General features: G+C 58.5%; 22 protein-coding genes. 8 read left to right on the top strand and 14 right to left on the bottom strand.

Annotation, left to right across the window (positions count from 1 at the left end):
- Window positions 1–73: 73 nt before the first annotated feature.
- Window positions 74–505 carry a pilin gene (locus KZ772_RS17285; RefSeq protein ID WP_290537673.1) on the bottom strand — a complete coding sequence of 144 codons (432 nt, stop codon included), beginning with the start codon at window positions 503–505 and terminating at the stop codon, window positions 74–76.
- A gap of 382 nt (window positions 506–887) precedes the next feature.
- Here KZ772_RS17285 and pilB point away from each other — a divergent pair, with 382 nt between their 5' ends.
- The 7 genes from pilB (at window position 888) to KZ772_RS17250 (ending at window position 8,496) form a co-directional block, all read left to right on the top strand.
- Window positions 888–2,594: a type IV-A pilus assembly ATPase PilB gene (gene pilB / locus KZ772_RS17280; protein ID WP_290537672.1), complete on the top strand. Its 1,707-nt coding sequence runs from the start codon at window positions 888–890 to the stop codon at window positions 2,592–2,594.
- A 2-nt stretch (window positions 2,595–2,596) separates the two neighbouring features.
- A complete protein-coding gene (locus KZ772_RS17275; protein WP_290537671.1) occupies window positions 2,597–4,681 on the top strand; it encodes an ATPase, T2SS/T4P/T4SS family in 2,085 nt (694 codons plus the stop codon).
- Between the two features lie 2 nt (window positions 4,682–4,683).
- The gene (locus KZ772_RS17270) at window positions 4,684–5,907 is read left to right on the top strand and encodes a type II secretion system F family protein (protein WP_290537670.1); all 1,224 of its coding nucleotides are present in this window, start codon (window positions 4,684–4,686) and stop codon (window positions 5,905–5,907) included.
- 3 nt (window positions 5,908–5,910) lie between these two features.
- Entirely contained in the window at window positions 5,911–6,840 is a 930-nt protein-coding gene (locus KZ772_RS17265; RefSeq protein WP_290537669.1) for an A24 family peptidase, read from the top strand.
- Window positions 6,827–7,585, top strand: coding sequence for an A24 family peptidase (locus KZ772_RS17260; protein ID WP_290537668.1), 759 nt, complete (start codon window positions 6,827–6,829; stop codon window positions 7,583–7,585). The genes KZ772_RS17265 and KZ772_RS17260 overlap by 14 nt, the downstream gene beginning before the upstream one ends.
- 117 nt (window positions 7,586–7,702) lie before the next feature.
- Complete coding sequence (gene coaE, locus KZ772_RS17255; protein ID WP_290537667.1) at window positions 7,703–8,302, top strand: dephospho-CoA kinase; 600 nt, start codon at window positions 7,703–7,705, stop codon at window positions 8,300–8,302.
- A 2-nt stretch (window positions 8,303–8,304) separates the two neighbouring features.
- Window positions 8,305–8,496: a DNA gyrase inhibitor YacG gene (locus tag KZ772_RS17250; protein WP_290537666.1), complete on the top strand. Its 192-nt coding sequence runs from the start codon at window positions 8,305–8,307 to the stop codon at window positions 8,494–8,496.
- A 123-nt stretch (window positions 8,497–8,619) separates the two neighbouring features.
- Here the strand turns inward: KZ772_RS17250 and KZ772_RS17245 are convergent, their stop codons facing one another.
- The 4 genes from KZ772_RS17245 to KZ772_RS17230 form a co-directional block, all read right to left on the bottom strand.
- On the bottom strand, window positions 8,620–9,579 hold the full coding sequence (locus KZ772_RS17245; RefSeq protein ID WP_290537665.1) for a Nudix family hydrolase: 960 nt from the start codon (window positions 9,577–9,579) through the stop codon (window positions 8,620–8,622).
- A 151-nt stretch (window positions 9,580–9,730) separates the two neighbouring features.
- Window positions 9,731–10,933 carry a bifunctional glutamate N-acetyltransferase/amino-acid acetyltransferase ArgJ gene (argJ, locus tag KZ772_RS17240; RefSeq protein WP_290537664.1) on the bottom strand — a complete coding sequence of 401 codons (1,203 nt, stop codon included), beginning with the start codon at window positions 10,931–10,933 and terminating at the stop codon, window positions 9,731–9,733.
- A gap of 135 nt (window positions 10,934–11,068) precedes the next feature.
- Window positions 11,069–13,783 (bottom strand): preprotein translocase subunit SecA, encoded by a 2,715-nt coding sequence (secA, locus tag KZ772_RS17235; protein ID WP_290537663.1) that lies wholly within the window; start codon window positions 13,781–13,783, stop codon window positions 11,069–11,071.
- A 172-nt stretch (window positions 13,784–13,955) separates the two neighbouring features.
- Window positions 13,956–14,888 carry a M23 family metallopeptidase gene (locus KZ772_RS17230; RefSeq protein ID WP_290537662.1) on the bottom strand — a complete coding sequence of 311 codons (933 nt, stop codon included), beginning with the start codon at window positions 14,886–14,888 and terminating at the stop codon, window positions 13,956–13,958.
- Window positions 14,889–14,989: 101 nt separating this feature from the next.
- On the opposite strand from KZ772_RS17230, the gene KZ772_RS17225 reads away from it, so the two are divergent.
- Complete coding sequence (locus KZ772_RS17225) at window positions 14,990–15,448, top strand: hypothetical protein (RefSeq protein WP_290537661.1); 459 nt, start codon at window positions 14,990–14,992, stop codon at window positions 15,446–15,448.
- A 134-nt stretch (window positions 15,449–15,582) separates the two neighbouring features.
- On the opposite strand, the gene lpxC is transcribed toward KZ772_RS17225, so the two are convergent.
- From lpxC to murD, 9 genes are all read right to left on the bottom strand, one after another.
- Entirely contained in the window at window positions 15,583–16,500 is a 918-nt protein-coding gene (lpxC, locus tag KZ772_RS17220; protein WP_035248002.1) for a UDP-3-O-acyl-N-acetylglucosamine deacetylase, read from the bottom strand.
- Window positions 16,501–16,622: 122 nt separating this feature from the next.
- The gene (gene ftsZ, locus KZ772_RS17215; RefSeq protein WP_290537660.1) at window positions 16,623–17,789 is read right to left on the bottom strand and encodes a cell division protein FtsZ; all 1,167 of its coding nucleotides are present in this window, start codon (window positions 17,787–17,789) and stop codon (window positions 16,623–16,625) included.
- 125 nt (window positions 17,790–17,914) lie between these two features.
- Window positions 17,915–19,150: a cell division protein FtsA gene (ftsA, locus tag KZ772_RS17210; protein ID WP_290537659.1), complete on the bottom strand. Its 1,236-nt coding sequence runs from the start codon at window positions 19,148–19,150 to the stop codon at window positions 17,915–17,917.
- 19 nt (window positions 19,151–19,169) lie between these two features.
- Window positions 19,170–19,943, bottom strand: coding sequence for a cell division protein FtsQ/DivIB (locus tag KZ772_RS17205; protein WP_290537658.1), 774 nt, complete (start codon window positions 19,941–19,943; stop codon window positions 19,170–19,172).
- Window positions 19,936–20,859, bottom strand: a complete 924-nt coding sequence (locus KZ772_RS17200) for a D-alanine--D-alanine ligase (RefSeq protein ID WP_290537657.1) — start codon at window positions 20,857–20,859, stop codon at window positions 19,936–19,938. Before KZ772_RS17200 ends, KZ772_RS17205 begins: the two co-directional genes overlap by 8 nt.
- Window positions 20,852–22,282, bottom strand: coding sequence for a UDP-N-acetylmuramate--L-alanine ligase (gene murC, locus KZ772_RS17195; protein ID WP_290537656.1), 1,431 nt, complete (start codon window positions 22,280–22,282; stop codon window positions 20,852–20,854). Before murC ends, KZ772_RS17200 begins: the two co-directional genes overlap by 8 nt.
- Window positions 22,272–23,345 carry an undecaprenyldiphospho-muramoylpentapeptide beta-N-acetylglucosaminyltransferase gene (murG, locus tag KZ772_RS17190; RefSeq protein WP_290537655.1) on the bottom strand — a complete coding sequence of 358 codons (1,074 nt, stop codon included), beginning with the start codon at window positions 23,343–23,345 and terminating at the stop codon, window positions 22,272–22,274. The genes murC and murG overlap by 11 nt, the downstream gene beginning before the upstream one ends.
- Window positions 23,342–24,499 (bottom strand): putative lipid II flippase FtsW, encoded by a 1,158-nt coding sequence (ftsW, locus tag KZ772_RS17185; RefSeq protein ID WP_290537654.1) that lies wholly within the window; start codon window positions 24,497–24,499, stop codon window positions 23,342–23,344. Before ftsW ends, murG begins: the two co-directional genes overlap by 4 nt.
- Window positions 24,492–25,817 carry a UDP-N-acetylmuramoyl-L-alanine--D-glutamate ligase gene (murD, locus tag KZ772_RS17180; RefSeq protein WP_290537653.1) on the bottom strand — a complete coding sequence of 442 codons (1,326 nt, stop codon included), beginning with the start codon at window positions 25,815–25,817 and terminating at the stop codon, window positions 24,492–24,494. The genes ftsW and murD overlap by 8 nt, the downstream gene beginning before the upstream one ends.
- Between the last annotated feature and the right edge of the window lie 13 nt (window positions 25,818–25,830).

Genomic DNA, 25,830 nt, shown 5'->3' with positions numbered 1-25,830 from the left:
ACCAATCTTGCCCAATAAAACAATAGAAAAAGGGCGCCATATCCGGCGCCCTCTTCATCATTGCCAGGCTATTTTAGCTACAACCGGCCGGCTTGAATTTTGCGTCAAAACTGGCGCTTACAACACACTGGTACAGACCAGTGGCGGTACGGTTAAGACCGATAGTCGCGTTAGTACCAATACGGCCCGGGTTGTTGATCGTGCACTCAATCGCCGGACTGGCAACACCATTGGAGTTTGCAGTAACACTAATAGTACTGCAGTTACCAGTGCTTTGATTCAGGCCAATGGATGCAGGACTGGTGATCGCAGTAGCACCTTTTTCAGTGAACAGCAGCTCATAGCTGGTCTTACCGGCAGAAATGTCGGCCAGAGCAGCTGCGGCCTTGGACTTGGATACATAGTCCTGGTAAGCCGGGATCGCGATGGCGGCCAGAATACCGATAATGGCCACCACGATCATCAGTTCAATAAGGGTGAAACCCTGTTGCATTTGCTTCTTCATGTCGTTCTCTCCAATAAATTGGCAAATCTTGTTATCGAGCCCACCCTTGGCGAGCACCTGTGCATGGTAATGCAGGGACCGGGCCAACTTTCTTCTGATGTGGCAACCCACCGTTTTCACTGGCTTTCGCCGCTGCACACCCACGCATACTGCCACTTCAGGGCACCAAACGCCGACAATCGGTGACAATATGTGTCACTCATAACCACCCAGCGTCACACTTGCCTGCCCTAACTGCAGCTTTCTAATGAAGCGAGTGAAGAAAATGTGGCAAGGCGCTGATTTTCATGCACTCAACCTTCCCTGTACCACGTCTAACGGGTATGTTAAGAATAAAGTTTTGGGCACCCCCACAACTCTAAGCATAAACAAGCAGGTTGCCATGACGTCTCAGAACTCCCCCTTCAGCGGGCTACCCCTTCGTCTGGTCAAGCAGGAACTGCTGACCCAGGAAGAAGCCCAGTCTGCCATCCAGCAGGCCAGACAGGAACGTGTAAGCCTTGTCCACCACCTGGTGAGCAGCGGCAAGGTCGCGTCGGTTCCCATTGCCTGTACCGTGGCTGAAGAGTTTGGCGACCCGGTTCTGGACCTTTCTGCCTTTTCCCGGGATAGCCTGATCAAGGAGCTGGTCGACCCAAAGCTGATCACCAAGCACCATGTGTTACCCCTTTTTCGCCGTGGCAGTCGTCTTTTTGTCGCCGTGTCCGACCCGACCAACCTTCCGGCTCTGGAAGAAATCCGCTTCAACACCGGCCTCAACGTCGAGACCGTCATTGTAGAAGAGGACAAACTTACCCAGTGGATTGACAATCTGGAGTCCGAAGCGGAAGGCTCTGCCTTTGACGATCTTGATGACGGACTCGATGACCTGGACGTCAGTGCTCCAGAGGAAACCACAGACGAGACCAAGTCCGGTTCCGACGACGCCCCCATTGTTCGGTTCGTCAATAAGCTGCTGCTGGACGCCATCAAGAGCGGCACGTCAGATTTGCATTTCGAGCCCTATGAAAAAACCTATCGGATAAGGTTTCGCCAGGACGGCATCCTGCAAACTGTCTCCAAGCCTCCGATCAACATTGCCAGCAAGCTCTCGGCACGCCTCAAGGTCATGTCACGGCTGGACATCTCAGAACGGCGTGTTCCCCAGGATGGACGGATCAAACTGAAGATCTCCAAGACCCGGGCCATCGACTTCCGCGTCAACACTTGCCCCACACTCTTCGGCGAAAAGATTGTACTGCGGATCCTTGATCCCGAATCTGCCAAGATGGGCATTGATGCACTGGGTTACGATGAAGACCAGAAACAGCTATATATGGATGCTCTACAAAAACCCCAGGGCATGATTCTGGTAACCGGCCCCACTGGTTCCGGGAAAACCGTTTCTCTGTACACCGGGGTCAATATTCTCAACACGCCGGAGCGCAATATTTCCACAGCTGAAGACCCTGTGGAAATCAACCTGGAAGGCGTTAACCAGGTGAACGTGAACCCCAAGCAGGGAATGGACTTTTCTGCTGCACTGCGAGCTTTTCTTCGACAGGATCCGGATGTAATCCTGGTGGGGGAAATCCGCGATCTGGAAACTGCCAACATCGCCATCAAGGCAGCGCAGACCGGACACCTGGTATTATCAACCCTTCACACCAACAGCGCACCGGAAACCCTTACCCGTCTTCGCAACATGGGCGTCCCCTCGTTCAATATTGCTACGTCGGTCATATTGATCATCGCCCAGCGGTTGGCCCGCCGCCTTTGCGAACACTGCAAGACCCAGGTGGATATTCCCAAGCAATCGCTGCTGGAAATGGGCTTCACGGATGACGACCTGGGATCTGCTTTTACCGTTTACGGCCCCCAAGGTTGCGACAAATGCAAGAACGGCTACAAGGGTCGGGTGGGCATTTACGAAGTGGTGAAGATTACTGATGGCATTTCCCGCATCATCATGGAAGAAGGAAACTCCCTGGAAATTGGTGACCAGTGTCGAAAGGATGGATTTAATGATCTGTATCGTTCAGGTCTGGTGAAAGTCATGCACGGCGTGACCAGCCTTGAAGAAGTCAGCCGTGTAACGAGTGGACATTAATTATGGCCAGCAAAGCAGCACAGAAAAACGTTACCTTCATCTACGAAGGCACAGACCGCAAAGGCACCAAGGTCAAGGGCGAAGCAACCGGCAAGGCCCCCTCAGTGGTCAAGGCGGAGCTCCGCAAACAAGGCATCAACGCCAAGAAAGTGGTTCGGAAGCGGGAAATACACCTGGGCGGCAAGAAAAAAATCAAGCCCATGGATATCGCCCTCTTTACCCGCCAGATGGCCACCATGATGAAAGCGGGCGTCCCCCTTGTTCAGGCATTTGAGATTGTTGCAGATGGCCTCGAAAATCCCTCCATGAAGGAGCTGGTTTTAAAGCTCAAGGTAGACGTAGAAGGAGGCAACAACTTCGCAGGTGCACTATCCAAGCATCCAGACCAATTTGACGACCTTTATTGCAGCCTGATTGATGCCGGCGAACAATCCGGCGCATTGGAAACCATGCTAGACCGGGTTGCCATCTACAAGGAAAAAAGTGAAGCGCTGAAGATGAAAATCAAGAAGGCCATGAAATACCCCATGGTCGTTGTCGGCGCTGCTGTCATTGTAACTGCAATTCTATTGCTCAAAGTTGTGCCTGTTTTTGAGGAGTTGTTTGCAGGCTTTGGTGCTGAGCTACCCGCTTTCACTCAGTTTGTCATCGGGCTCTCAAAGGGGCTACAGGCAAACTTCCTGTTCATTCTGGTAGGTATAATTGTTTTCGTTATTGGCTTCACACAGCTGAAAAAACGCTCAACTGCATTCGCCAATTCACTTGATAGAATGATCCTGAAGATGCCCATCGTGGGTGACCTGGCTTTCAAGTCCACCATCGCCCGTTATGCACGAACTCTTTCCACCACCTTCTCTGCTGGCGTGCCCCTGATTGAAGCTCTGGACGCCTGTGCAAGGTGGCTCAAAATGGTGACCAGTGTCGAAAGGATGGATTTACCGATCTTTTCGTACCGTTCAGGTCTGGTGAAAGTCATGCACGGCGTGAAGGAAGATGTTGGTGGACTTCAATTACAGCTCCAGTTTGCATGCGATCCAGAAAGCGGAAGCAACCACTGCCATGGCTGCCGCAACATTGCCAGCAAGCTCTCGGCACGCCTCAAGGTCATGTCACGGCTGGACATCTCAGAACGGCGTGTTCCCCAGGATGGACGGATCAAACTGAAGATCTCCAAGACCCGGGCCATCGACTTCCGCGTCAACACTTGCCCCACACTCTTCGGCGAAAAGATTGTACTGCGGATCCTTGATCCCGAATCTGCCAAGATGGGCATTGATGCACTGGGTTACGATGAAGACCAGAAACAGCTATATATGGATGCTCTACAAAAACCCCAGGGCATGATTCTGGTAACCGGCCCCACTGGTTCCGGGAAAACCGTTTCTCTGTACACCGGGGTCAATATTCTCAACACGCCGGAGCGCAATATTTCCACAGCTGAAGACCCTGTGGAAATCAACCTGGAAGGCGTTAACCAGGTGAACGTGAACCCCAAGCAGGGAATGGACTTTTCTGCTGCACTGCGAGCTTTTCTTCGACAGGATCCGGATGTAATCCTGGTGGGGGAAATCCGCGATCTGGAAACTGCCAACATCGCCATCAAGGCAGCGCAGACCGGACACCTGGTATTATCAACCCTTCACACCAACAGCGCACCGGAAACCCTTACCCGTCTTCGCAACATGGGCGTCCCCTCGTTCAATATTGCTACGTCGGTCATATTGATCATCGCCCAGCGGTTGGCCCGCCGCCTTTGCGAACACTGCAAGACCCAGGTGGATATTCCCAAGCAATCGCTGCTGGAAATGGGCTTCACGGATGACGACCTGGGATCTGCTTTTACCGTTTACGGCCCCCAAGGTTGCGACAAATGCAAGAACGGCTACAAGGGTCGGGTGGGCATTTACGAAGTGGTGAAGATTACTGATGGCATTTCCCGCATCATCATGGAAGAAGGAAACTCCCTGGAAATTGGTGACCAGTGTCGAAAGGATGGATTTAATGATCTGTATCGTTCAGGTCTGGTGAAAGTCATGCACGGCGTGACCAGCCTTGAAGAAGTCAGCCGTGTAACGAGTGGACATTAATTATGGCCAGCAAAGCAGCACAGAAAAACGTTACCTTCATCTACGAAGGCACAGACCGCAAAGGCACCAAGGTCAAGGGCGAAGCAACCGGCAAGGCCCCCTCAGTGGTCAAGGCGGAGCTCCGCAAACAAGGCATCAACGCCAAGAAAGTGGTTCGGAAGCGGGAAATACACCTGGGCGGCAAGAAAAAAATCAAGCCCATGGATATCGCCCTCTTTACCCGCCAGATGGCCACCATGATGAAAGCGGGCGTCCCCCTTGTTCAGGCATTTGAGATTGTTGCAGATGGCCTCGAAAATCCCTCCATGAAGGAGCTGGTTTTAAAGCTCAAGGTAGACGTAGAAGGAGGCAACAACTTCGCAGGTGCACTATCCAAGCATCCAGACCAATTTGACGACCTTTATTGCAGCCTGATTGATGCCGGCGAACAATCCGGCGCATTGGAAACCATGCTAGACCGGGTTGCCATCTACAAGGAAAAAAGTGAAGCGCTGAAGATGAAAATCAAGAAGGCCATGAAATACCCCATGGTCGTTGTCGGCGCTGCTGTCATTGTAACTGCAATTCTATTGCTCAAAGTTGTGCCTGTTTTTGAGGAGTTGTTTGCAGGCTTTGGTGCTGAGCTACCCGCTTTCACTCAGTTTGTCATCGGGCTCTCAAAGGGGCTACAGGCAAACTTCCTGTTCATTCTGGTAGGTATAATTGTTTTCGTTATTGGCTTCACACAGCTGAAAAAACGCTCAACTGCATTCGCCAATTCACTTGATAGAATGATCCTGAAGATGCCCATCGTGGGTGACCTGGCTTTCAAGTCCACCATCGCCCGTTATGCACGAACTCTTTCCACCACCTTCTCTGCTGGCGTGCCCCTGATTGAAGCTCTGGACGCCTGTGCTGGCGCCACCGGCAATGTGGTCTATCGAAATGCGGTATTTCAAGTCAAAGAAGATGTTGCTACCGGCCAACAGCTCCAGTTTGCCATGCGATCCACTGGCGTATTCCCTGCCATGGCACTGCAAATGACCGCCATTGGCGAGGAGTCCGGCGCCCTGGATGCCATGCTCGAAAAGGTGGCGCTCTATTATGAGGATGAGGTCGATAATGCCGTAGACGGCCTTACCAGCATGATGGAACCTCTCATCATGGGTGTGCTCGGTGTCGTGATTGGCGGTCTGATCATCGCCATGTACATGCCGATCTTCCAGCTGGGCAACGTTGTAGGCTAATACATGCAAAATACATTGGAGCTACTCTCCACAAGCCCAACCCTGCTGGTTGGGCTTTGTGTTTTTCTGGGGTTGCTGGTTGGCAGTTTTCTCAATGTCGTCATTTACCGCCTGCCGGTAATGATGGAGCGTAGCTGGAAGCAGGAAGCACGGGAAATTCTGGAGCTGCCCGCAGAGGAGGATGAGGGGATCTTCAATCTGGTCACTCCGCGCTCCCGCTGCCCCAAGTGCAGCCACGCCATTGCCTGGTATGAAAATATTCCGGTGGTGAGCTGGCTGGCACTGAAAGGCAGGTGCAAAGGCTGTGCAACACCGATCAGCAAGCGTTACCCGATCATTGAAGTGACCAGTGGCCTGCTGGCGGGTCTGTGTGCCTGGCACTTCGGGTACGGCCCCTGGCTGATCTTCACACTGTTTGCCACATGGACCCTGCTGGCGGCGGCCTTGATTGACGCGGACACCACCCTGCTGCCGGACAGCATGAATTACCCACTAATGTGGGCGGGTCTGCTGGCGGCGCTGCTTGGTGTATCGCCGGTTTCCCTGCCAGATGCGGTAGTGGGTGCTATGGCCGGCTACCTGTCCCTGTGGAGTGTGTACTGGCTGTTCAAGCTGCTCACCGGCAAGGAAGGTATGGGCTATGGCGACTTCAAGCTGCTCGCCGCCCTGGGTGCCTGGGTGGGCTGGCAGTATCTGCCACTGATTATTCTGCTTTCTTCAGTGGTGGGGCTGGTCTTCGCCCTACTCGCCGCGCTCTTTGGCGGTGAAAAGCGCACCCAGATTCCTTTCGGCCCCTATCTCGCTGCAAAATACATTGGAGCTACTCTCCACAAGCCCAACCCTGCTGGTTGGGCTTTGTGTTTTTCTGGGGTTGCTGGTTGGCAGTTTTCTCAATGTCGTCATTTACCGCCTGCCGGTAATGATGGAGCGTAGCTGGAAGCAGGAAGCACGGGAAATTCTGGAGCTGCCCGCAGAGGAGGATGAGGGGATCTTCAATCTGGTCACTCCGCGCTCCCGCTGCCCCAAGTGCAGCCACGCCATTGCCTGGTATGAAAATATTCCGGTGGTGAGCTGGCTGGCACTGAAAGGCAGGTGCAAAGGCTGTGCAACACCGATCAGCAAGCGTTACCCGATCATTGAAGTGACCAGTGGCCTGCTGGCGGGTCTGTGTGCCTGGCACTTCGGGTACGGCCCCTGGCTGATCTTCACACTGTTTGCCACATGGACCCTGCTGGCGGCGGCCTTGATTGACGCGGACACCACCCTGCTGCCGGACAGCATGAATTACCCACTAATGTGGGCGGGTCTGCTGGCGGCGCTGCTTGGTGTATCGCCGGTTTCCCTGCCAGATGCGGTAGTGGGTGCTATGGCCGGCTACCTGTCCCTGTGGAGTGTGTACTGGCTGTTCAAGCTGCTCACCGGCAAGGAAGGTATGGGCTATGGCGACTTCAAGCTGCTCGCCGCCCTGGGTGCCTGGGTGGGCTGGCAGTATCTGCCACTGATTATTCTGCTTTCTTCAGTGGTGGGGCTGGTCTTCGCCCTACTCGCCGCGCTCTTTGGCGGTGAAAAGCGCACCCAGATTCCTTTCGGCCCCTATCTCGCCGCCGCTGGCTGGATTGCATTGCTGTGGGGCGATACCATCGTCAGCTCGTATCTGGGGATGTTTAGGATCAGTTAATAGTTAACAGTGAATAGTTAACAGCTGACAACATTCCCTTGATAATTTTCTGTTGGAGCTTTGGATTCGCCTTGCGAGCAAGGCTCCAGCGCCGGAGAAAACCCGTCTGGAGTGTGCATGTTCGTAGTCGGCCTGACTGGTGGCATTGGTAGTGGCAAGACCGCTGCCACGGATTTCCTCGCCCAGCAGGGCATCACCATTGTGGACGCAGATCTGGCATCGCGGGTAGTGGTAGAGCCCGGCCAGGCCGCGCTTGATCGTATCGCCGAACATTTTGGCAGCCATGTACTCACCGAGGATGGTGCTCTGGATCGTCGCGCCCTGCGCGAAATCGTATTTGCGGATGCGGATGCCCTGAAGGTGCTTGAAGGCATCACCCACCCCGCCATCGGCGAGGAGCTGCAACGGCAGATTGCGGCCAGTCAGTCACCCTATACCGTACTGGTTTCCCCGCTGCTGCTGGAGACCAGCCAGAAAAATCTGGTGGACCGTATTCTGGTGATTGATGCACCCGCAGAGCTGCAGGTGCAGCGCACCATGGAACGCGACCATGTGCCTGAAGACCAGGTTGCCGCCATCATGAAAGCCCAGATGGAAAGAACCAAACGCCTGGACCAGGCCGACGATGTGGTTGAGAATCACGGTTCGCTGCAGGCATTTCATGAGCAACTGATGGACCTGCACCAACGCTATCTGAAAATGGCCAACGCACTCTGAACATGTCTGAGACCAATAACACCACCCGCACCTATCCCTGCCCCCAGTGCAAATCCCTCACCCGCTGGGACAATAATCCCTGGCGCCCATTCTGTTCAGAGCGTTGCAAGCTGATCGATCTGGGCGACTGGGCGGCAGAGCGCCATGCGATCCCCGGTGATGACAATGCACCCGGGGATTTTGAGGAGTTTTGATCGTCTAACGGATGGGCTGTTACTTGAACTGCACGCAAAGCGTGCAGCCTGCTCTAACAAGGTGACGGCGCCCAAATACTGGCCCGACATCATGCATTCAGGATGCTTGCGACGAACTACACCCTACATCAGCGCAGGAGCAGCATCTGGCCAGAAGGCGCGGATGCCTGCCACGCCGATGGCACCATGCTGGCGGGCCGTTTGCAGATCCGCTGGCGTAACGCCACCCAGCCCATAGCATGCCAGCGGCAACCCGGTGATCCATTCCCCCGCCTGTTGCCAGCCAAGAGGAGCACGATCAGGATGGCTGGCCGTGGTTTTCACCGGAGAAACCAGCGCCATATCCAGCCCCAGGGACACCGCCTTTTCCAGGGCCTCACGGCGGTGACAGGCCGCCGATACTACGCCGGGGAAATCCGGTCGCTTCTGGCAATCCATCAAGACGGTCCCGGGCAGATGCAGCCCGAAGACGCCTTGCGAAGAGGCCAGCTCCACCTGCTTCGCCGATGAAGCCCGCAACCATACCTTGATGCCCTTCTCCTGACACAGCGACAGAATCTCCGGAAGTGCCGCATGCTCGCTCCACTGGCGCAGATACAAGCCTGTGGCGGCAGCATCCAGACGATCAATACCGGCCTTCAGTGCCTCCAGACCCAGGTTATCCGGCGCGATGGCAAGTTGGCCGGGCAAGGTAATCGCCGTCACCACGGGTCGGTTTGCCGCTGGAAACTCCAACGTTGGTAGCTGGGGAATCTCGAACCAGGCCACCTGCTGACCTTCACGGCCCGCAGGCTCGCCCTGCCAGGCAGTGACATCGCGAAAATGCAGGGTGACGTGCAGGTCTTCGTACTGGTGGGCAATGGTCATGAACGGGGAGGAAATGGCCGCCTGCATACCCAGCTCTTCCTCCAGCTCCCTGGCCAGGGCTGTCGAAAGGGGCTCCCCGGGCTCCACCTTGCCGCCGGGAAACTCCCAGCGACCACCTTGATGCTTGTGGTCCGGGCGCTTGCTCAGGCAGATACGACCGTCGTTGCCGCGGATGATGGCGGCAACGACGGTGATGGCAGGAGTGGTTGCGGTCATAAACAAGGTTTCTTCAGGAGCGTCGGAAGTGTCACGCCCGCAGGCGCAACAGCGGATGAACGTCGCGAGCACGTTCGCCATGCAAGCATAGCTCCCACAGAGGCTACGGCGTTTTGCGTCAGACGTCAGACGTCAGACGTCAGACACTAAATCATGTGCGATATTCCGCATTGATCTTCACGTAATCGTAGCTGAAATCACAGGTCCACACGGTGCACTCGGCATCACCGCTGGCCAGATCCGCACGAATACTGATCTCCGGCTGGGCCATCACTGCTGCCCCTTTCGCTTCTTCATAGCTGTCCGCCACACCGCCCTGCTCCACCAGCAACAGGTCGTCCAGCCAGACGTTGACCTTGTCCACGTCCAGAAACGCAATGGGGGCCCTACCAATAGCAGCAAGGATACGGCCCCAGTTGGGGTCGGAAGCAAACAGGGCGGTCTTCACCAGCGGCGAATGAGCGATGGTTTCTGCCACGACGCGGGCGTCGGATTCACTGGCCGCGCCTGTCACAGTTATCGCCACAAACTTGGTGGCGCCTTCGCCATCACGGACCAGAGCCTGGGCCAGCTCAACGAAGACACTTTCCAGCGCCTGATACAGCACCTGGCTATGGTCATCCAGCGTCTGGATTTCCGGCATCTGGGCCGCACCGGTGCTGATCAGCATGCAGGCATCATTGGTGGAGGTATCACCATCCACCGTGACCCGGTTGAATGACTTGTCCGCCAAGTCTTTCACCCATTGATCCAGCAACGGTTTGGCGATCGGCGCATCGGTGGCGATAAAGCCCAGCATGGTGGCCATGTTCGGTTTGATCATGCCCGAGCCCTTGGCCATACCGGTAACGGTAATCGGCACCCCGTCAATCTCGACCCGACGACTGGTTAGCTTGGGATAGGTATCGGTGGTCATAATGCCTTCCGATGCGCGTCCCCAGTGATGTTCATCCAGTTCAGCCAGTGCTTTGGGCAGGCCTTTTTCAAACGCTGGTAGCGGGAATTGCTCACCGATCACCCCGGTGGAGTACGGCAGAATCTGATCTTCTTCACAGCTCGCCGCTTCGGCCAGCAACCGACAACTGGCCAGGCAGTTTTCCATTCCCTTCTTGCCGGTACCCGCATTGGCATAACCGGTGTTGATCATCAGGTACTTGGGAGTCCCCGCCGCCAGACGGCTTTTCGCCACCTGCACCGGCGCCGCGCAGAAACGGTTCAGGGTGAAAACACCACTGACATGACTACCTTCGGCCAACTCCAACACCACCAGATCCTTGCGGTTGGCCTTCTTGATGCCAGCCTCAACAGCGGCAAGACGGATACCGGGGACGGGCAACCATTCTGTCTGTGTCATAACCAATCCTTGAAAGTTCAGCTACTAGCTTCTAGCGGCAAGCTACTAGCCATAATAACGAAAAGCACCGGTTTTCACCGGTGCCTTTGTCTTTCTCGTAGCTCGTAGCTCGTAGCTCGTAGCTCGTAGCTGATTCTATTCAATCTTGCCGTGGCATTGCTTGTATTTCTTTCCGGAGCCACAAGGACAAGGCTCATTGCGACCGACCTTTCGACCTTCACGAACCACTGTCTTCGGACCGTCAGCCTGATTGTTCTCGCCGGCCGTGCCATCAGTGCCAGGTTCTTGAGCCGCCTGCATCTTCATCTTTTCCGCCTGACGACGGGCTTCTTCCTGGCGCTGTTGCTCAAGGCGCTCCACTTCATCATCACGACGTACCTGGAAGCTGTGCAGTACCCGAATCAGCTCATGCTGAATCTGGTTGAGCAACCCCTGGAACAGCTCGAAGGACTCTTTCTTGTATTCCTGCTTGGGATTTTTCTGGGCGTAACCGCGCAGATGAATGCCCTGACGCAGGTGATCCATGTTGGCCAGATGCTCTTTCCAGTGACGGTCGAGAATCTGCAGCATCAGATGCTTCTCGATCTTGCGCAGGTCATCAGCACCGATCTCCCCTTCCTTGCGCAGGTAATCCTGCTCCAGGGTTTCCACCAGCTTCTCGATAACACCATCGATATGCATCTGGCTGTCTTCATTGAGCCACTGCCCCACCGGTGCATTGCACTGAAATTCTGCTTCCAGGGTCTTCTCCAGACCCGGCACATCCCACTGGTCTTCCACGGAGCCCGGCGGCAGGTAGCTGTGTACCAGCTCGGTCACCACATCATAACGAATGCCTTGTACGGAAGTGCGCAGATCCTCGGTTTCCAGAATCTGGTCACGCTGCGTGTAGATCACCCGACGCTGGTCGTTGGCCACATCATCGTATTCCAGCAAGTTCTTGCGGATATCGAAGTTGCGCCCTTCCACCTTGCGCTGGGCATTCTCGATGGCACGAGTCACCCAGCGATGCTCAATGGCTTCACCATTCTCCAGACCCAGAGAGCGCATCATGTTGCGAATCCGGTCGGAGGCGAAGATCCGCATCAGGTCATCTTCCATGGACAGGAAGAAACGGGTGTAGCCCGGGTCACCCTGACGACCGGCACGACCACGGAGCTGGTTATCGATACGACGGGATTCGTGACGCTCGGTACCGATGATGTGCAGACCGCCGGCTTCCATCACCTTGTCATGGTTGGCCTGCCACTCGGCACGGATTTTTTCCGCTTCCGCGTCCGAGGGAGCATCCATGTGCTTGATCTGTTCTTCCGGGTTACCGCCCAGCATGATATCGGTACCCCGGCCCGCCATGTTGGTGGCGATGGTTACCGCGCCTGGACGACCGGCCTGGGCAATAATCTGCGCTTCGCGCTGGTGGAACTTGGCGTTCAGTACCTCGTGCGCAATCTTGTCTTTCTTCAGACGCTTGGACAGATACTCGGACGCTTCAATGGTCGCGGTACCCACCAGCACCGGAGCCCCCTTGGCCACCGCCTCGGAGATTTCCTTGACGATGGCATCGAATTTTTCTTCCAGGGTCAGATACACCAGATCATTGGCATCCACACGAACCATGGGCCGATTGGTCGGCACTACCACCACGTCCATGCCGTAAATCTGACGGAATTCCATGGCCTCGGTATCAGCCGTACCGGTCATACCCGCCAGCTTGTTGTAGAGGCGGAAATAGTTCTGGAAGGTGGTGGATGCCAGGGTCTGGTTTTCCTGCTGGATATTCACCCCTTCCTTCGCTTCGATGGCCTGGTGAATCCCCTCGGACCAACGACGCCCGGGCATGGTGCGGCCGGTGTGCTCGTCAACGATGACGATCTGGTTGTTCTGGACAATATAGTCCCGGTCCACATGGAACAGGGCGTGGGCCTTCAACGCCGCATGAACGTGATGCAACAACGCCAGATTGTGGGCCGCATAAAGACTCTCACCCTGTTCCAGCAAACCATTACTGACCAACAGGCCCTCGATTTTCTGGTGACCCTCTTCGGTGAGCTCCACCTGCCGCTGCTTTTCATCAACAAAAAAGTCACCTTCCTGCTCTTCCTTCTGCGCAGTCAGGTTGGGCATCAACTTGTTCACGGCCAGGTACAGCTCGGAGGAATCCGCCGACGGGCCGGATATGATCAACGGAGTACGGGACTCATCGATGAGAATGGAATCCACCTCATCCACGATGGCGTAGTTGAGGCCACGCTGCACCCGGTCTTCCAGGCGAAAGGCCATGTTATCGCGCAGGTAATCAAAGCCGTATTCGTTATTAGTGCCGTAGGTAATATCGGCGGCGTAGGCTTCCCGCTTCTGGTCGGTGGGCTGCTGGGAGAGAATCACGCCGACACTGAGGCCCAGGAATTCGTACAGGGGGCGCATCCAGTTGGCGTCCCGCTCAGCCAGGTAATCGTTCACGGTGACCACGTGCACACCTTCACCGGACAGGGCATTCAGGTAAGCAGCCAGGGTAGCGGTCAGGGTTTTCCCCTCACCAGTACGCATCTCCGAAATACGCCCCTCGTGCAAGGCGATACCGCCCATCATCTGCACGTCGAAGTGGCGCAGGCCCATCACCCGGGTGGAGGCTTCACGAACTACCGCAAAGGCTTCCGGCAGTAATTCGTCCAGGGTCTTGCCATCCTGGAACGCCTGACGAAATTCACGGGTCTTGAGCTGCAGGTCCGCTTCACTGAGCTGTGCCAGGGCTTCCCCGTGGCTGTTGATCGTTTCGACCAACTTGCCCATGCGTTTCAGCTCACGATCATTCTTGGTGCCGATGATTTTTTTTACGATGGTACCCAGCATACAACTTCCGGTTCAGTAAACAGTCAGGACAAACAGCCCGTTGGCGGCAAAGTGGTGCCCACAAGGCCAGTCATTCTAAACACAATAAGATGAAGAGATAAGGTGATATTCCCGGTTATCAAGGGTGCTTAACGAAAAACGGCCCCTTGCGGGGCCGTTTTGCGCGATCCGGTTAACGTCGCGCACGATAGATATAAGGCTGGGGATTCACCTGGGTGCCATTTTTCAGCACCTCGTAATGGATGTGCGGCCCGGTGGAGCGGCCGGAATTACCCACTTTGCCGATAACGTCACCGGTGCGAACAATCTCGCCCGGCTCCACCAGTAATTCCAGGGCATGGCCATAGCGAGTGGCAATACCATTTCCGTGGTTGATTTCCACCATCAGGCCATAGCCAGACCGATCACCGGAATACGTCACCACACCGGCGCCAGTGGCAATAATCGGTGTGCCTTCCTTGCCGGCAAAGTCCACCCCCTTGTGCCAGGCCACACGACCGGTAAAGGGATCGGAACGACGGCCGAAGCGACTGGACATCCAGCCCTTGGCCAGAGGCCGCCCGGACAGGTAGGTCTGATCTTCAATCTGCTTGCCGGCCAGCAGGTTTTCCAGAATTTCCAGCTGACGCTCCCGGCGTTCCAGGGTATCCGCCATCTGGTCCACCGCTTCCATGAAGGAAGGCAGCTCGTAACTGGCCCCCTCTTCCGAGCCTTCCGGCCCGCCCAGCCCAGGCACGGTACTGAAATCAAATTCGTCACCGTCAATGTCGGCCACTTCCACCAGCCGCTCACCCAGCGCATCCAGTCGAACCAGTCTAGCCTGGGCCTGGGCCAGTTTCAGGGTCAGCGCCCGGAACTGCTCCTGGCTAAGACGGTCCAGGGATTCCAGGGCTTTTTGCTGCTCTTCCAGATGGGTGGAAAAACGTTCGGTCATTACCGGCGTATACTCTGGCTGGTCGCTGAGTCGCGATACCAGCAGGTAGCCGCTGACACCCATCAGCACCGGCACTACCACCAGCACGGCCGCCAGCAACCAGGGCCAGTGACGCGGGACCGGAAGTGTGCGCGAATGGCCACGCTTGCTGTTAATGACTAAGATATTCATAGATTCGTGTAACGCACCGACTAAAAATTAAGAATTTCAAATAGTTGCACTGGTTTTCTTGATTATTTTTTACAATTTGCAGGCTAGTCTAAGTAAAACCTATGAGCAAGACAACTTCGCCCAAAGCCCTGCTCGCCCTGCTGAGTGGTCATCCTACTCTCTCCAGCCTGACCAGGGAGGCCAAAAAAGTCGCCCGCAAGGCGCCGGATGACCTGACGCCCGCAGACCCGCTTGACTGCCTGCCACCGGCATTGCGCGAACGCGTCATGCTGGTAGAAGACAGCATGCGCTGGCTGGCCATTGCCGAAACCAGCGCGACCGCACAGCTGCTGCGCTTTCACTTACCGAAACTTCAGCAGGCCCTGCCCGGGCAACAGATCAAGATAATGGTCGGCGGCAAACGCCAGATGCAGAACAGCAATGTCCGTGCCAATCAACAGGATAAGCCCAGACTGGCCCGGGAAAGCGCCAGACAAATTGCGGATCTGGCAGACAGCATTGAGGACGAAGGCCTCAAGGCATCCTTGCAGCGGCTGGCCAGCCGCGGTGAATCAGAGTGAGTGATGCAGGAGCCATGTGAGCATGGCTCCTGCAAAAAAATCCTGTCTTCCCTGAAACGAAAAACCACCCGGCGGCGGGAGAACCGCCGGGTGGCAACAGGGTTTCGACGTTTCCAACGTGCTGCTGAGTATGACTACTCCGCCGCCGCCAACACCGGTCGCATGTAGGACACCGGGGCATCGGTGGCATCTTCGAAGGTCACTACCTCGTAAGAGTCTTCCTGACGGAGAATCTCGCGCAGCAAGGCATTGTTGAGGGCATGGCCGGACTTGTGACCGATGAACTCGCCGATCAGGCTGTGACCCAGCAGATACAGGTCGCCGATGGCATCCAGCATCTTGTGCTTGACGAATTCGTCCTCGTAGCGCAATCCGTCCTCGTTGAGGATGCGGTACTCATCCACCACGATGGCGTTATCGACACTGCCGCCCAGCGCCAGATTCTGGCTGCGCAGGAACTCGATATCGCGCATGAAGCCGAACGTCCGCGCCCGCGCCACTTCCTTCACGAACGAGGTCGTGGAGAAGTCGATGCTGGACACCTGGTTACGCTCTTCAAACACCGGGTGATCGAATTCGATGGAGAAGGTCACCTTGAAGCCATCAAAGGGAACGAAAGTCGCTGACTTGTCGCCCTCACGCACCGTGACTTCCTTCTTGATGCGGATGAACTTCTTGGCCGCTTCCTGCTCCTTGATGCCGGCAGACTGCAGCAGGAACACGAATGGACCAGCACTGCCATCCATAATCGGCATTTCCGGCGCAGACAGCTCCACGAAGGCGTTGTCGATACCGAGCCCCGCCATGGCGGACAGGAAGTGCTCCACGGTACCCACCTTCACGCCATCCTGAACCAGGGTCGACGACAGGGTGGTCTCGCGGACCGCATCGGCAGAAGCCTTGATCTCCACCACCGGGTCCAGGTCCACACGCCGGAACACGATACCGGTATCCACGGGTGCCGGACGGACGGTCATGTAGACCTTTTCGCCGGTGTGAAGCCCCACGCCGGTGGCGCGGATCACGTTTTTCAGCGTTCGTTGTCTGATCATCAGTCTGTCACACAGCTGCGGGTATCCTGCAGGATACCGCTTTCCTCAACACAAAATTAGGGCCGAATTATACTGCAATGCCCAAATTTTGCACCTTTATGGCCAATTCGGCCGCCAGACCGTTAGTCGGCCTGGCGACGGAGGAAGGTCGGGATATCAATGAAATCCAGATCTTCCGCGGTGTTCACCGCCTGTTGACCACGGCCGCTGGCCGCCTGCTGGGCAGCGCGTTTGCGCTCCACTGCCGGGCGATCCAGGTCGCTGTAGTCCACCCGACCATCCGCGGTGACCGGAGTCTGACGACCACGCACCACTTTTAGTTCCTGCTGGGCGGCACCCAGGCCGGTGGCAACCACGGTGACGCTGATGTTGTCGCCCATATCCGGGTCGATGGCGGTGCCGATAATCACGTTGGCGTCATCGCTGGCCAGTTCGCTGACAATGTCACCCACTTCGGAGAACTCGTCCAGGGCGATGGACTCGTTGGCGGTGATGTTGATCAGGATGCCGCGGGCGCCACGCAGGTCCACGTCTTCCAGCAGCGGGCTGGAAATGGCCGCCTGGGCCGCCTCTGCCGCCCGGCCTTCGCCGCTGGCAGTACCGGTGCCCATCATGGCCGTGCCCATTTCGCTCATCACGGTGCGCACGTCAGCAAAATCCACGTTGATCATGCCCGGGCGAACGATCAGGTCGGCGATCCCTTTCACTGCCCCTTGCAGCACTTCGTTGGCTGCCTTGAAGGCGTCCAGCAGGCTGGTGGAGCCGCCGAGAACCGCTTGCAGCTTCTCGTTGGGGATGGTGATCAGGGAGTGAACGTGCTCTTTCAGCTCCTCAATCCCTTCCTGGGCGGAGCGCATGCGCTTCTTGCCCTCAAAGGGGAACGGCTTGGTCACCACCGCCACGGTCAGAATACCCAGCTCCTTGGCGATCTCAGCCACCACGGGGGCTGCACCGGTGCCGGTGCCACCACCCATGCCGGCGGTAACAAACACCATGTCAGCGCCATCCAGCAGCTCGGCGATGCGGTCACGGTCTTCCTGGGCGGATTGACGACCGATTTCCGGGTTTGCGCCTGCGCCCAGCCCCTTGGTCACCTGGCTGCCCAGCTGAATCACGGTTTTGGAGGAGGCATTTCGCAGTGCCTGGGCATCGGTGTTGGCGCAGATAAAATCCACCCCTTCCACACCGGAACGCACCATGTGATCCACGGCGTTACCGCCGCCACCACCGACACCTACCACTTTAATGACCGCGCCATGCGGTACGCTGTCTTCCAGTTTGAATTGCATGGTTGATCTCCCGTTATTGCTTCCCTGTTACTACTTTGAACGTCATTTAACGTCGAATTGTCCCGGTGATGTTGCTGCGGCCCGGAACTGCCGCTTCCGCTAAAACGGTTAACCGGCCGAGGAAACTAGAAGTTGCCCTTGAACCAGTTTTTGAAACGCTCTACCCAGTTCACTTCCCCGCCACCGGCAAGGGCGCGGGCGCTGGTGCCGTCCTTTTCCATGCGCTGGCCGTACAACAGCAGGCCCACCGCGGTGGAATAGATCGGGTTCTTGACCACGTCGATAAGCCCGGAGATACCCTGCGGGGACCCCAGACGCACCGGCATGTGAAAGATTTCTTCGGCCAGGTCCACCGCGCCCTCGATCTTGGACGAGCCACCGGTGAGCACGATGCCACCGGGGATCAGATCCTCGAAGCCGGAGCGGCGAATCTCGGCCTGGATCAGAGTGAACAGCTCGTCGTAGCGCGGTTCCACTACCTCGGCCAGGTTCTGGCGGCTGAGAGTACGTGGTGGTCGGTCGCCCACGCTGGGCACCTTGATGGTCTCGTCGGCGCCGGCCAGCTGAGTCAACGCACAGGCGTACTTGATCTTGATCTCGTCCGCGTGCTGCTTGGGAGTCCGCAGGGCCATGGCGATATCGTTGGTCACCTGATCCCCGGCAATAGGGATATTGGCGGTGTGACGAATGGCGCCTTCGGTGAAGATGGCAATATCCGTGGTGCCACCACCGATATCCACGATGCAGACGCCCAGCTCACGCTCATCTTCAGTGAGAACGGCGTGAGCACTCGCTAACTGCTCAAGAATGATGTCATCGACTTCCAGGTTGCAGCGGCGCACGCATTTCTCGATGTTCTGGGCGGCGTTCACGGCACAGGTCACCAGGTGTACCTTGGCTTCCAGGCGCACCCCGCTCATGCCGATGGGCTCGCGCACCCCCTCCTGGTTGTCCACCACATATTCCTGGGGCAGCACGTGCAGGGTTTTCTGATCCGCCGGAATCGCCACCGCCTGGGCCGCGTCGATCACACGGTCGATATCTGCCTGGGCCACTTCCCGGTCGCGGATGGCGACGATGCCGTGAGAATTAAGGCTACGCACATGAGAGCCGGCGATGCCCGCATACACGGTATGAATGTGGCAACCGGCCATCAGCTCGGCCTCTTCCACCGCCCGCTGGATCGAGCGCACGGTGGCTTCGATATCCACCACCACGCCCTTCTTCATCCCCCGGGACGGCTGGGAGCCGATGCCGACGATTTCCATGGTGCCATCGGCGGATGACTGACCGACGATGGCCACCACCTTGGAGGTGCCAATGTCGAGTCCGACAATCATGTTTTCTGATGCGTTTGCCATGTCATCCATTCTCCTAAAACTAGCTTTGCTCGCCCCAGGTCACCGCCATGCCATCGGCATAACGCAAGTCGACCCGGGTTACCCGGCGGCTGTCCGTGCTCAGCACACCGCGATAAAGCCGCACAAAGCGGCGCAGTTTGCTGGTGTAGGCTTCACGGTCTACCACCAGCTGCATATCGTTGTTCAGGGTCAGTCGCGCGGTCAGTCGTGCGTTGACCTCCATGCTGCGAATACCCAGGTCCACATCTGCCAGCATCTTGCCCATGCTGTGATAGAACCCCATCACTTCTTCCAGCCGTTGTTGCGGTCCGCTCAGCCGCGGCAGGCCGCTCAGGTCATACTGCTTGAGCGCCTTGAAGGGCTCGCCGCTGTCTGAAATCAGTACGGTGTCATTCCACACCGCCACCGGGCGCCGCTCTTCCACGGTCAACACCACGGTGTCGGGCCACTGCCGGCGAACGGAAACCCGTTCCACCCAGCTCAGGCCCTGTGCCTGCTGGTAGATCTCTTCCAGCGGCACGGAAAAATAATTTTCGTCGCGAACCAGGGCCGCCAGGGCGGTCTGGATCTGCTGTTGACGGCGCACATCGGTAACACCGTCCACACCCACCTTGCGCACCGGATAACCATCCAGCGCCGCCGGCAGGTAGATCACACCGACCAGCAGCACCACCGCCACGGTGCCGACCAGCATCCAGGGCACCGCTGCTGCCAACCGCTCATTGAGCGGTACGCCGGTTTTTTTCACCGGCTTGCGGCGGGCCCCGCGCGGGGTCGCGGCCTGCTTAGCCATCACTCCGTTCCAGCGCATCCAGCAGGATTTCCCCCACCAGGGTGTCGAAATCCCGCCCGGCCGCCTTGGCCGCCATGGGCACCAGGGAGTGATCGGTCATTCCCGGTACCGTGTTCACTTCCAGCAGCTGCCAGTGGCCCTGCTCGTCGCGCATCACGTCCACCCGGCCCCAGCCCCGGCAGCCGGCCACCCGGAAGGCGGTCAGCGCCAGTTGCCGCAGGGCCTGCTCATCGGCATCGTCCAGCCCGGCCGGGCAGAGGTACTCGGTGCTGTTGGACTGGTACTTGGCTTCGAAGTCATAAAACGCATTGGGCGTCTTCAGGCGGATCGCCGGCAGCGGCTCCTCGCCAAGGATGGCCACGGTGTATTCCGGGCCGTTGACCCAGGCTTCCACCAGCACATCGGAGTCGAATTTTTCCGCTTCTTTCAGCGCCACTGCCAGCTGCTCGGCGTTATCCGCCTTGGCCATGCCAATGGAAGAGCCCTCATGGGCCGGCTTGATCATCAGCGGAAAGCCCAGATCGGTATCATTACGCCCGGCCACATAGAACGCCGGGGTCGGCAAGCCGGCGCCTTTCCACAGTTGTTTGGTGCGCACCTTGTCCATGCCGATGGCCGAGGCCATCACCCCGGAGCCGGTATAGGGAATGCCCAGATGCTCCAGGACACCCTGGATGACACCGTCTTCGCCACCCCGGCCATGCAGGGCGATAAAGGCCACATCGAACCCTTTCAGGGTATCCACGCTCTTGTGCGCCGGATCCACCAGCTCGGCGATCAGGCCCAGATTGCGCAGGGCCTGATGGACCGCCGCACCACTTTTCAGTGACACGGGACGCTCGGCGGACTTGCCGCCGGCCAGTACCGCTACCCGGCCCACGCTGGCCAGTTGCTTCTTCAGCAGCACCTTATCCACGCTTGGCGCCTCCCTGTTCAGCCAGTTCTTTGGCGATGGCACCCACGTTGCCGGCACCCTGGGTTACCAGCAGATCGCCGTCCTGCAACTGGGTGGCCAGAATCTCGGCCAGCTTGCCCGGGTCATCCACAAACACCGGCTCTACTCGGCCACGCTTGCGAATACTGCGGCACAGGGCGCGGGCATCCGCACCGGGAATCGGGTCTTCGCCGGCGCCATACACTTCCAGCATCAACAACACATCAACCCCGGACAGCACGTCCACGAAGTCCTCGTAGAGATCCTGGGTACGGGTATAACGGTGCGGCTGGAACAGCATGGCCAGGCGACGGCCCGGCCAACCGGCCCGAATGGCATCGATGGTGACAGCCACTTCGCTGGGGTGGTGACCGTAGTCATCCACCAGGGTCGCGCTGCCGCCATCGAAGTGGTATTCGCCCTGCACATCAAAGCGCCGGCCAACACCGGTAAAGTTATTCAGGCCGCGAATAATGGCGTCATCGCTGGCGCCTTCATCGGCGGCCACGGCAATGGCCGCCAGAGCATTGAGCACGTTGTGCTTGCCAGGCATGTGCAGAACCACATCCAGCGGCTCGCCTTCCTTGCGGATCACCCGGAAAGACGTGGTCATGCCCTGCTGCTGCACGTTCTCCGCACGCAGGTCCGCATCGTCACTGAAGCCGTAGCGAATCACCTGACGGTTCACCCGTGGCAGCAGCTTGCGCACCACCGGGTCGTCCACGCACATCACCGCCACGCCGTAGAACGGCAGGTTGTGCAGGAACTCGATAAAGGTGTTCTCCAGCTGGGCAAAGTCCCCGCCATAGGTGTGCATGTGATCCGCTTCGATATTGGTCACGATGGCAGTCATGGGCTGCAGGTGCAGAAAGCTGGCATCGGACTCATCCGCTTCCGCCACCAGGTAACGGCTCTGGCCCAGACGCGCATTGGTGCCGGCACTGTTCAGCCGCCCACCGATCACAAAGGTGGGATCCATGCCCGCCTCCGCCATGATCGCCGCCGTCATGGAGGTGGTGGTGGTCTTGCCGTGGGTGCCGGCCACCGCGATGCCGTGCCGGAAGCGCATCAGCTCCGCCAGCATCTGGGCTCGCGGCACCACCGGAATCCGGCGAGCGTGGGCTTCTGCCACTTCCTCGTTCTCGGTGGTCACCGCCGTGGACGTCACCACCACGTCGGCACCATCAATGTTTTCCGCCCGGTGACCGATTTCCACCCGCACACCCAGGCCTCGCAGGCGTTCTACTACCGCCGATTCCTTGATGTCGCTACCGCTGATGGCATAGCCCTGGTTGGCCAGCACCTCGGCAATGCCGCACATGCCAACGCCACCGATACCCACAAAGTGGATGCCGCTGATACGCCGCATTTCGGGCACGATATGGATGTTGTCGTTATCGGCCATTGGCCACCTCCTCACACAGCGTGGCCGCGCGCTCGGCGCTGTCGGCCACGGCCTGTTCGCGGGCCCGCTGCGCCATCTGCGCCAGCAGCCCACGCTCTGCAACCGGTTTCAGCGTGCCAGCCAGGCTGGCGGCGCTCATATCCCGCTGGGGCAGCAACAGGGCCGCGCCCCGGTCTGACAGCCAGCGGGCATTCAATGTCTGGTGATCGTCCACGGCGGTGGGCAGGGGCACGAACAGGGCTGCCACACCGGCAGCCGCCACTTCCGCCACAGTCAGCGCCCCGGCCCGGCAGATCACCAGATCCGCCCAGCCGTAGGCTTCCGCCATGTCGTCGATAAATTCACTGACCTGGGCATCCAGACCCAACGCCTGATAGATCGGCGCCGCTTCACCGGTACGGCCGGCACCACACTGGTGACGCACCTGGATATCCCGGCCCAGCACCGCCAGCAGCAGTTCCGGCAGGTCCTGGTTCAGTATCAGCGCGCCCTGACTACCACCCAGCACCAGCACCCGCAAACCACCCTGATGCTGGGCATAACGGCGAGCCGGCTCGTCCAGGCTGGCAATCTCGGCGCGTACCGGATTGCCCACCCAGCAGGCACTCTGGGTGCCGAAGGCACCCTGGAAACCTTCCAGAGTCACGGTGGCCATTTTGGACAGCAGGCGGTTGGTCAGCCCCGGCACCGCATTCTGTTCGTGGACCACCACCGGTACCTTGCACAGACGCGCGGCCAGGCCGCCAGGACCGCTGGCAAAACCGCCAAAGCCCACCGCCAGCAGCGGCTGGCGCTGGCTGATCAGGCTGCGCGCCTGCAGCACCGCGCGTAGCAGATTGAACGGGGCGGTGAGCTTGCGCTTGAGTCCGCCGCCACGCAACCGGGACACGGCCAGCTCGGCAATCTCGTAGCCGTACTGGCGCACCAGCTTGCCTTCCATGCCGTTTTCCGCGCCCAGCCAGAGAATCCGGAAGCCGCGCTCACGCAATTGATCCGCCACTGCCAGCGCCGGGAACACATGCCCGCCTGTGCCGCCTGCCATGATCAGGATGGTGCCGCTCATCGTGCCGCCCTCCCTCTCGCTTTCAGCTGCTCGGCTTCGGCGCCGGCGCGCAGGATCAACCCCACCATGGCGGAGAAGATCAGCAGTGAAGAACCGCCGTAGCTGATAAACGGCAACGTCAGACCCTTGGTGGGCAACAGCCCCATGTTCACACCCAGATTGATAAAGACCTGGGAGCACAAGACGAAGGCGCAGCCATAAACCAGATAGGCGTGGTACAACAGACCGCGGGTTTCCAGGCTGTGCCCCAGCCGAAACACCCGCCAACCCAGCAGCACAAAACCGCCGATCAATGCGAGATTACCCAACAGCCCCAGCTCTTCCGCCATCACCGCGTAAACAAAATCGGTATGAGCTTCCGGCAGGTAGAACAGCTTCTGCACGCTGTTACCCAGGCCCACGCCACTCCAGTGACCGCGGCCAAAGGCAATTAGGCTCTGGGTCAGCTGGTACCCGGAACCGTATTGATCGGCCCAGGGATCGGTAAAGGTCATCAGACGTGCCACCCGGTACGGCTCGGCAAACGCCACCAGGGCGCCCAGTGCCACCGCCGCCAGACCGATCAGCAGGAAGCGCAGGGTCGGCACCCCGGAAAGAAACAGCATGCCCATGGCGGTGATACCCAGCACCACCACGGCGCCGAAGTCCGGCTCCAGCAGCAACAGCAGGGTCAGTACACCCAACAACGCCAGCGGCAGCAGGAAGGCCTTCCATTCGGTTTCCAGGGCGGCCTTGCGCTGGGCGATGTAGCCCGCCAGGTAGAGAACAAAACACAGCTTGACGATTTCCGAGGCCTGAACGGTCAGGCCCGGCAGAGCAATCCAGCGGGTGGAGCCATTCACGGTGCGGCCCAGGCCGGGGATAAACACCATCACCAGCACCACCAGGGCCACCGGCAGCATCAGAAAGCGCAACCGTTCCAGCAGCGCCAGCGGCACCGCAAAATAGACGAACGCCCCGGCGGCCAGCCCCAGCGCCAGATAAATGCCATGACGCAGCGCATAGTAGAAGGGATCGCCCAACCGGGTTTCGGCGATCTGCAGGCTGGCTGACGACACCATCACCAGACCGGCCAGGGCCAGCAGGATGGCGCTCCACATCAAGGTCTTGTCCAGACCCCGGTTATCCAGCTTGAGGATCATGCGCTCAGTCATGGCACACCTCCCTGGCCCGGGCGGAGAAATCATCGCCACGGGCAACAAAGCTGGAATACATGTCAAAAGACGCACATGCCGGTGACAGCAACACCGCGTCGCCAGGTTGCGCCAGGGCATGGGCCCGGGCCACGGCGGCCTGCATGTCGGCGACCAGCTCACAGGGGGCGGCGGACATGCCCTGGGCCAGGGTACTGCGGTCTTCGCCCATCAGCAGACCGGCACGCAGATACTGACGCGCCGGCTCCGCCAGCGGCGAGAAGTCCTGCCCCTTACCCTGGCCACCGGCAATCAGGATCACCTTGCCGTCAATGCTTTCACCGATCCCCGTCAGGGCCGCCAGGGTGGCGCCCACATTGGTGGCCTTGGAATCGTTGAACCAGCGCACCCCACCTGCTTCAGCCACCAGCTGGCAGCGGTGCGGCAGACCGGTAAAGGCCTTCACCGTGGCCAGCGCCTTGTCCCGGTTCAGGGACAGGGCATCACTGATCGCCAGCACGGCGAGAATATTCATGGCGTTGTGGTGACCGGTGAGCGCAAGCTCGGATAGCGACAACAGGGTTTCGCCCCGGTACAGCAGCTGGCCTTTGTCACTGTCCAGCCGGTAGTCCGCTTCAGGATGAGCACCGAAGGTAATCTGGCGCGGCACCCCGGCAGGGGGGCGGGTGGCCAGGTCATCCCGGTTCCACACCGCCACCTGGCAGCCATCATAAATGCGCTGCTTGGCGGCCACGTAATCGGCGAAGCTGGCGTAGCGATCCAGATGATCCTGGGACACATTGAGGATGGTGGCCACTTCCGCACTCAGGCTGTAGGTGGTTTCCAGCTGGAAACTGGACAACTCCAGAACGTACAGGCGGGCCTTGTCATCCAGCAGCTCGAGAGCGGGCACCCCCAGATTGCCGCCGATGCCCGGGTTCATGCCACAGGCATCCGCCACCTGGCCCAGCAAGGTGGTGACGGTGCTCTTGGCGTTGGAACCGGTAATCGCCACCAGCGGCTCGCTGGCCGCACGGGCAAACAGCTCCACATCGCCGATCACTTCCTTGCCGGCAACCACTTGCTCGGCAATGGCCGGTGTCGCCACGGCCACGCCAGGGCTGACGATCAGGCGACGAGCGTTGTTCATCCAGCCGGCCTTGAAGCCGCCAGTGTGAATCTTTACCTCGGGGAATTCGGCGCGCAGCGCCTCCAGGCCGGCGGGCTCGGCACGGGTGTCCAGGGCGCGCACAGGCATCCCCTGGTCCGTCAGATAACGGATCACGGAACGCCCGGAAACTCCCAGGCCAATTACCAGATCAAACCCGTCTTTCGCCATAAAGTTAACTCAA

Origin of the sequence: Alcanivorax sp., assembly GCF_019431375.1 — a bacterium.
GTDB lineage: Bacteria > Pseudomonadota > Gammaproteobacteria > Pseudomonadales > Alcanivoracaceae > Alcanivorax > Alcanivorax jadensis_A.
The sequence above is the reverse complement of the archived record's forward strand: the minus strand, read 5'-3'. Positions and strand labels throughout refer to the sequence as shown.

Excerpts from the sequence above, each read along its gene's own strand:
- KZ772_RS17285 (WP_290537673.1), bottom strand. The coding sequence starts at position 505 with ATGAAGAAGCAAATGCAACAGGGTTTCACCCTTATTGAACTGATGATC.
- pilB (WP_290537672.1), top strand. The coding sequence starts at position 888 with ATGACGTCTCAGAACTCCCCCTTCAGCGGGCTACCCCTTCGTCTGGTC.
- KZ772_RS17275 (WP_290537671.1), top strand. The coding sequence starts at position 2,597 with ATGGCCAGCAAAGCAGCACAGAAAAACGTTACCTTCATCTACGAAGGC.
- KZ772_RS17270 (WP_290537670.1), top strand. The coding sequence starts at position 4,684 with ATGGCCAGCAAAGCAGCACAGAAAAACGTTACCTTCATCTACGAAGGC.
- KZ772_RS17265 (WP_290537669.1), top strand. The coding sequence starts at position 5,911 with ATGCAAAATACATTGGAGCTACTCTCCACAAGCCCAACCCTGCTGGTT.
- KZ772_RS17260 (WP_290537668.1), top strand. The coding sequence starts at position 6,827 with ATGATGGAGCGTAGCTGGAAGCAGGAAGCACGGGAAATTCTGGAGCTG.
- coaE (WP_290537667.1), top strand. The coding sequence starts at position 7,703 with ATGTTCGTAGTCGGCCTGACTGGTGGCATTGGTAGTGGCAAGACCGCT.
- KZ772_RS17250 (WP_290537666.1), top strand. The coding sequence starts at position 8,305 with ATGTCTGAGACCAATAACACCACCCGCACCTATCCCTGCCCCCAGTGC.
- KZ772_RS17245 (WP_290537665.1), bottom strand. The coding sequence starts at position 9,579 with ATGACCGCAACCACTCCTGCCATCACCGTCGTTGCCGCCATCATCCGC.
- argJ (WP_290537664.1), bottom strand. The coding sequence starts at position 10,933 with ATGACACAGACAGAATGGTTGCCCGTCCCCGGTATCCGTCTTGCCGCT.
- secA (WP_290537663.1), bottom strand. The coding sequence starts at position 13,783 with ATGCTGGGTACCATCGTAAAAAAAATCATCGGCACCAAGAATGATCGT.
- KZ772_RS17230 (WP_290537662.1), bottom strand. The coding sequence starts at position 14,888 with ATGAATATCTTAGTCATTAACAGCAAGCGTGGCCATTCGCGCACACTT.
- KZ772_RS17225 (WP_290537661.1), top strand. The coding sequence starts at position 14,990 with ATGAGCAAGACAACTTCGCCCAAAGCCCTGCTCGCCCTGCTGAGTGGT.
- lpxC (WP_035248002.1), bottom strand. The coding sequence starts at position 16,500 with ATGATCAGACAACGAACGCTGAAAAACGTGATCCGCGCCACCGGCGTG.
- ftsZ (WP_290537660.1), bottom strand. The coding sequence starts at position 17,789 with ATGCAATTCAAACTGGAAGACAGCGTACCGCATGGCGCGGTCATTAAA.
- ftsA (WP_290537659.1), bottom strand. The coding sequence starts at position 19,150 with ATGGCAAACGCATCAGAAAACATGATTGTCGGACTCGACATTGGCACC.
- KZ772_RS17205 (WP_290537658.1), bottom strand. The coding sequence starts at position 19,943 with ATGGCTAAGCAGGCCGCGACCCCGCGCGGGGCCCGCCGCAAGCCGGTG.
- murC (WP_290537656.1), bottom strand. The coding sequence starts at position 22,282 with ATGGCCGATAACGACAACATCCATATCGTGCCCGAAATGCGGCGTATC.
- murG (WP_290537655.1), bottom strand. The coding sequence starts at position 23,345 with ATGAGCGGCACCATCCTGATCATGGCAGGCGGCACAGGCGGGCATGTG.
- ftsW (WP_290537654.1), bottom strand. The coding sequence starts at position 24,499 with ATGACTGAGCGCATGATCCTCAAGCTGGATAACCGGGGTCTGGACAAG.
- murD (WP_290537653.1), bottom strand. The coding sequence starts at position 25,817 with ATGGCGAAAGACGGGTTTGATCTGGTAATTGGCCTGGGAGTTTCCGGG.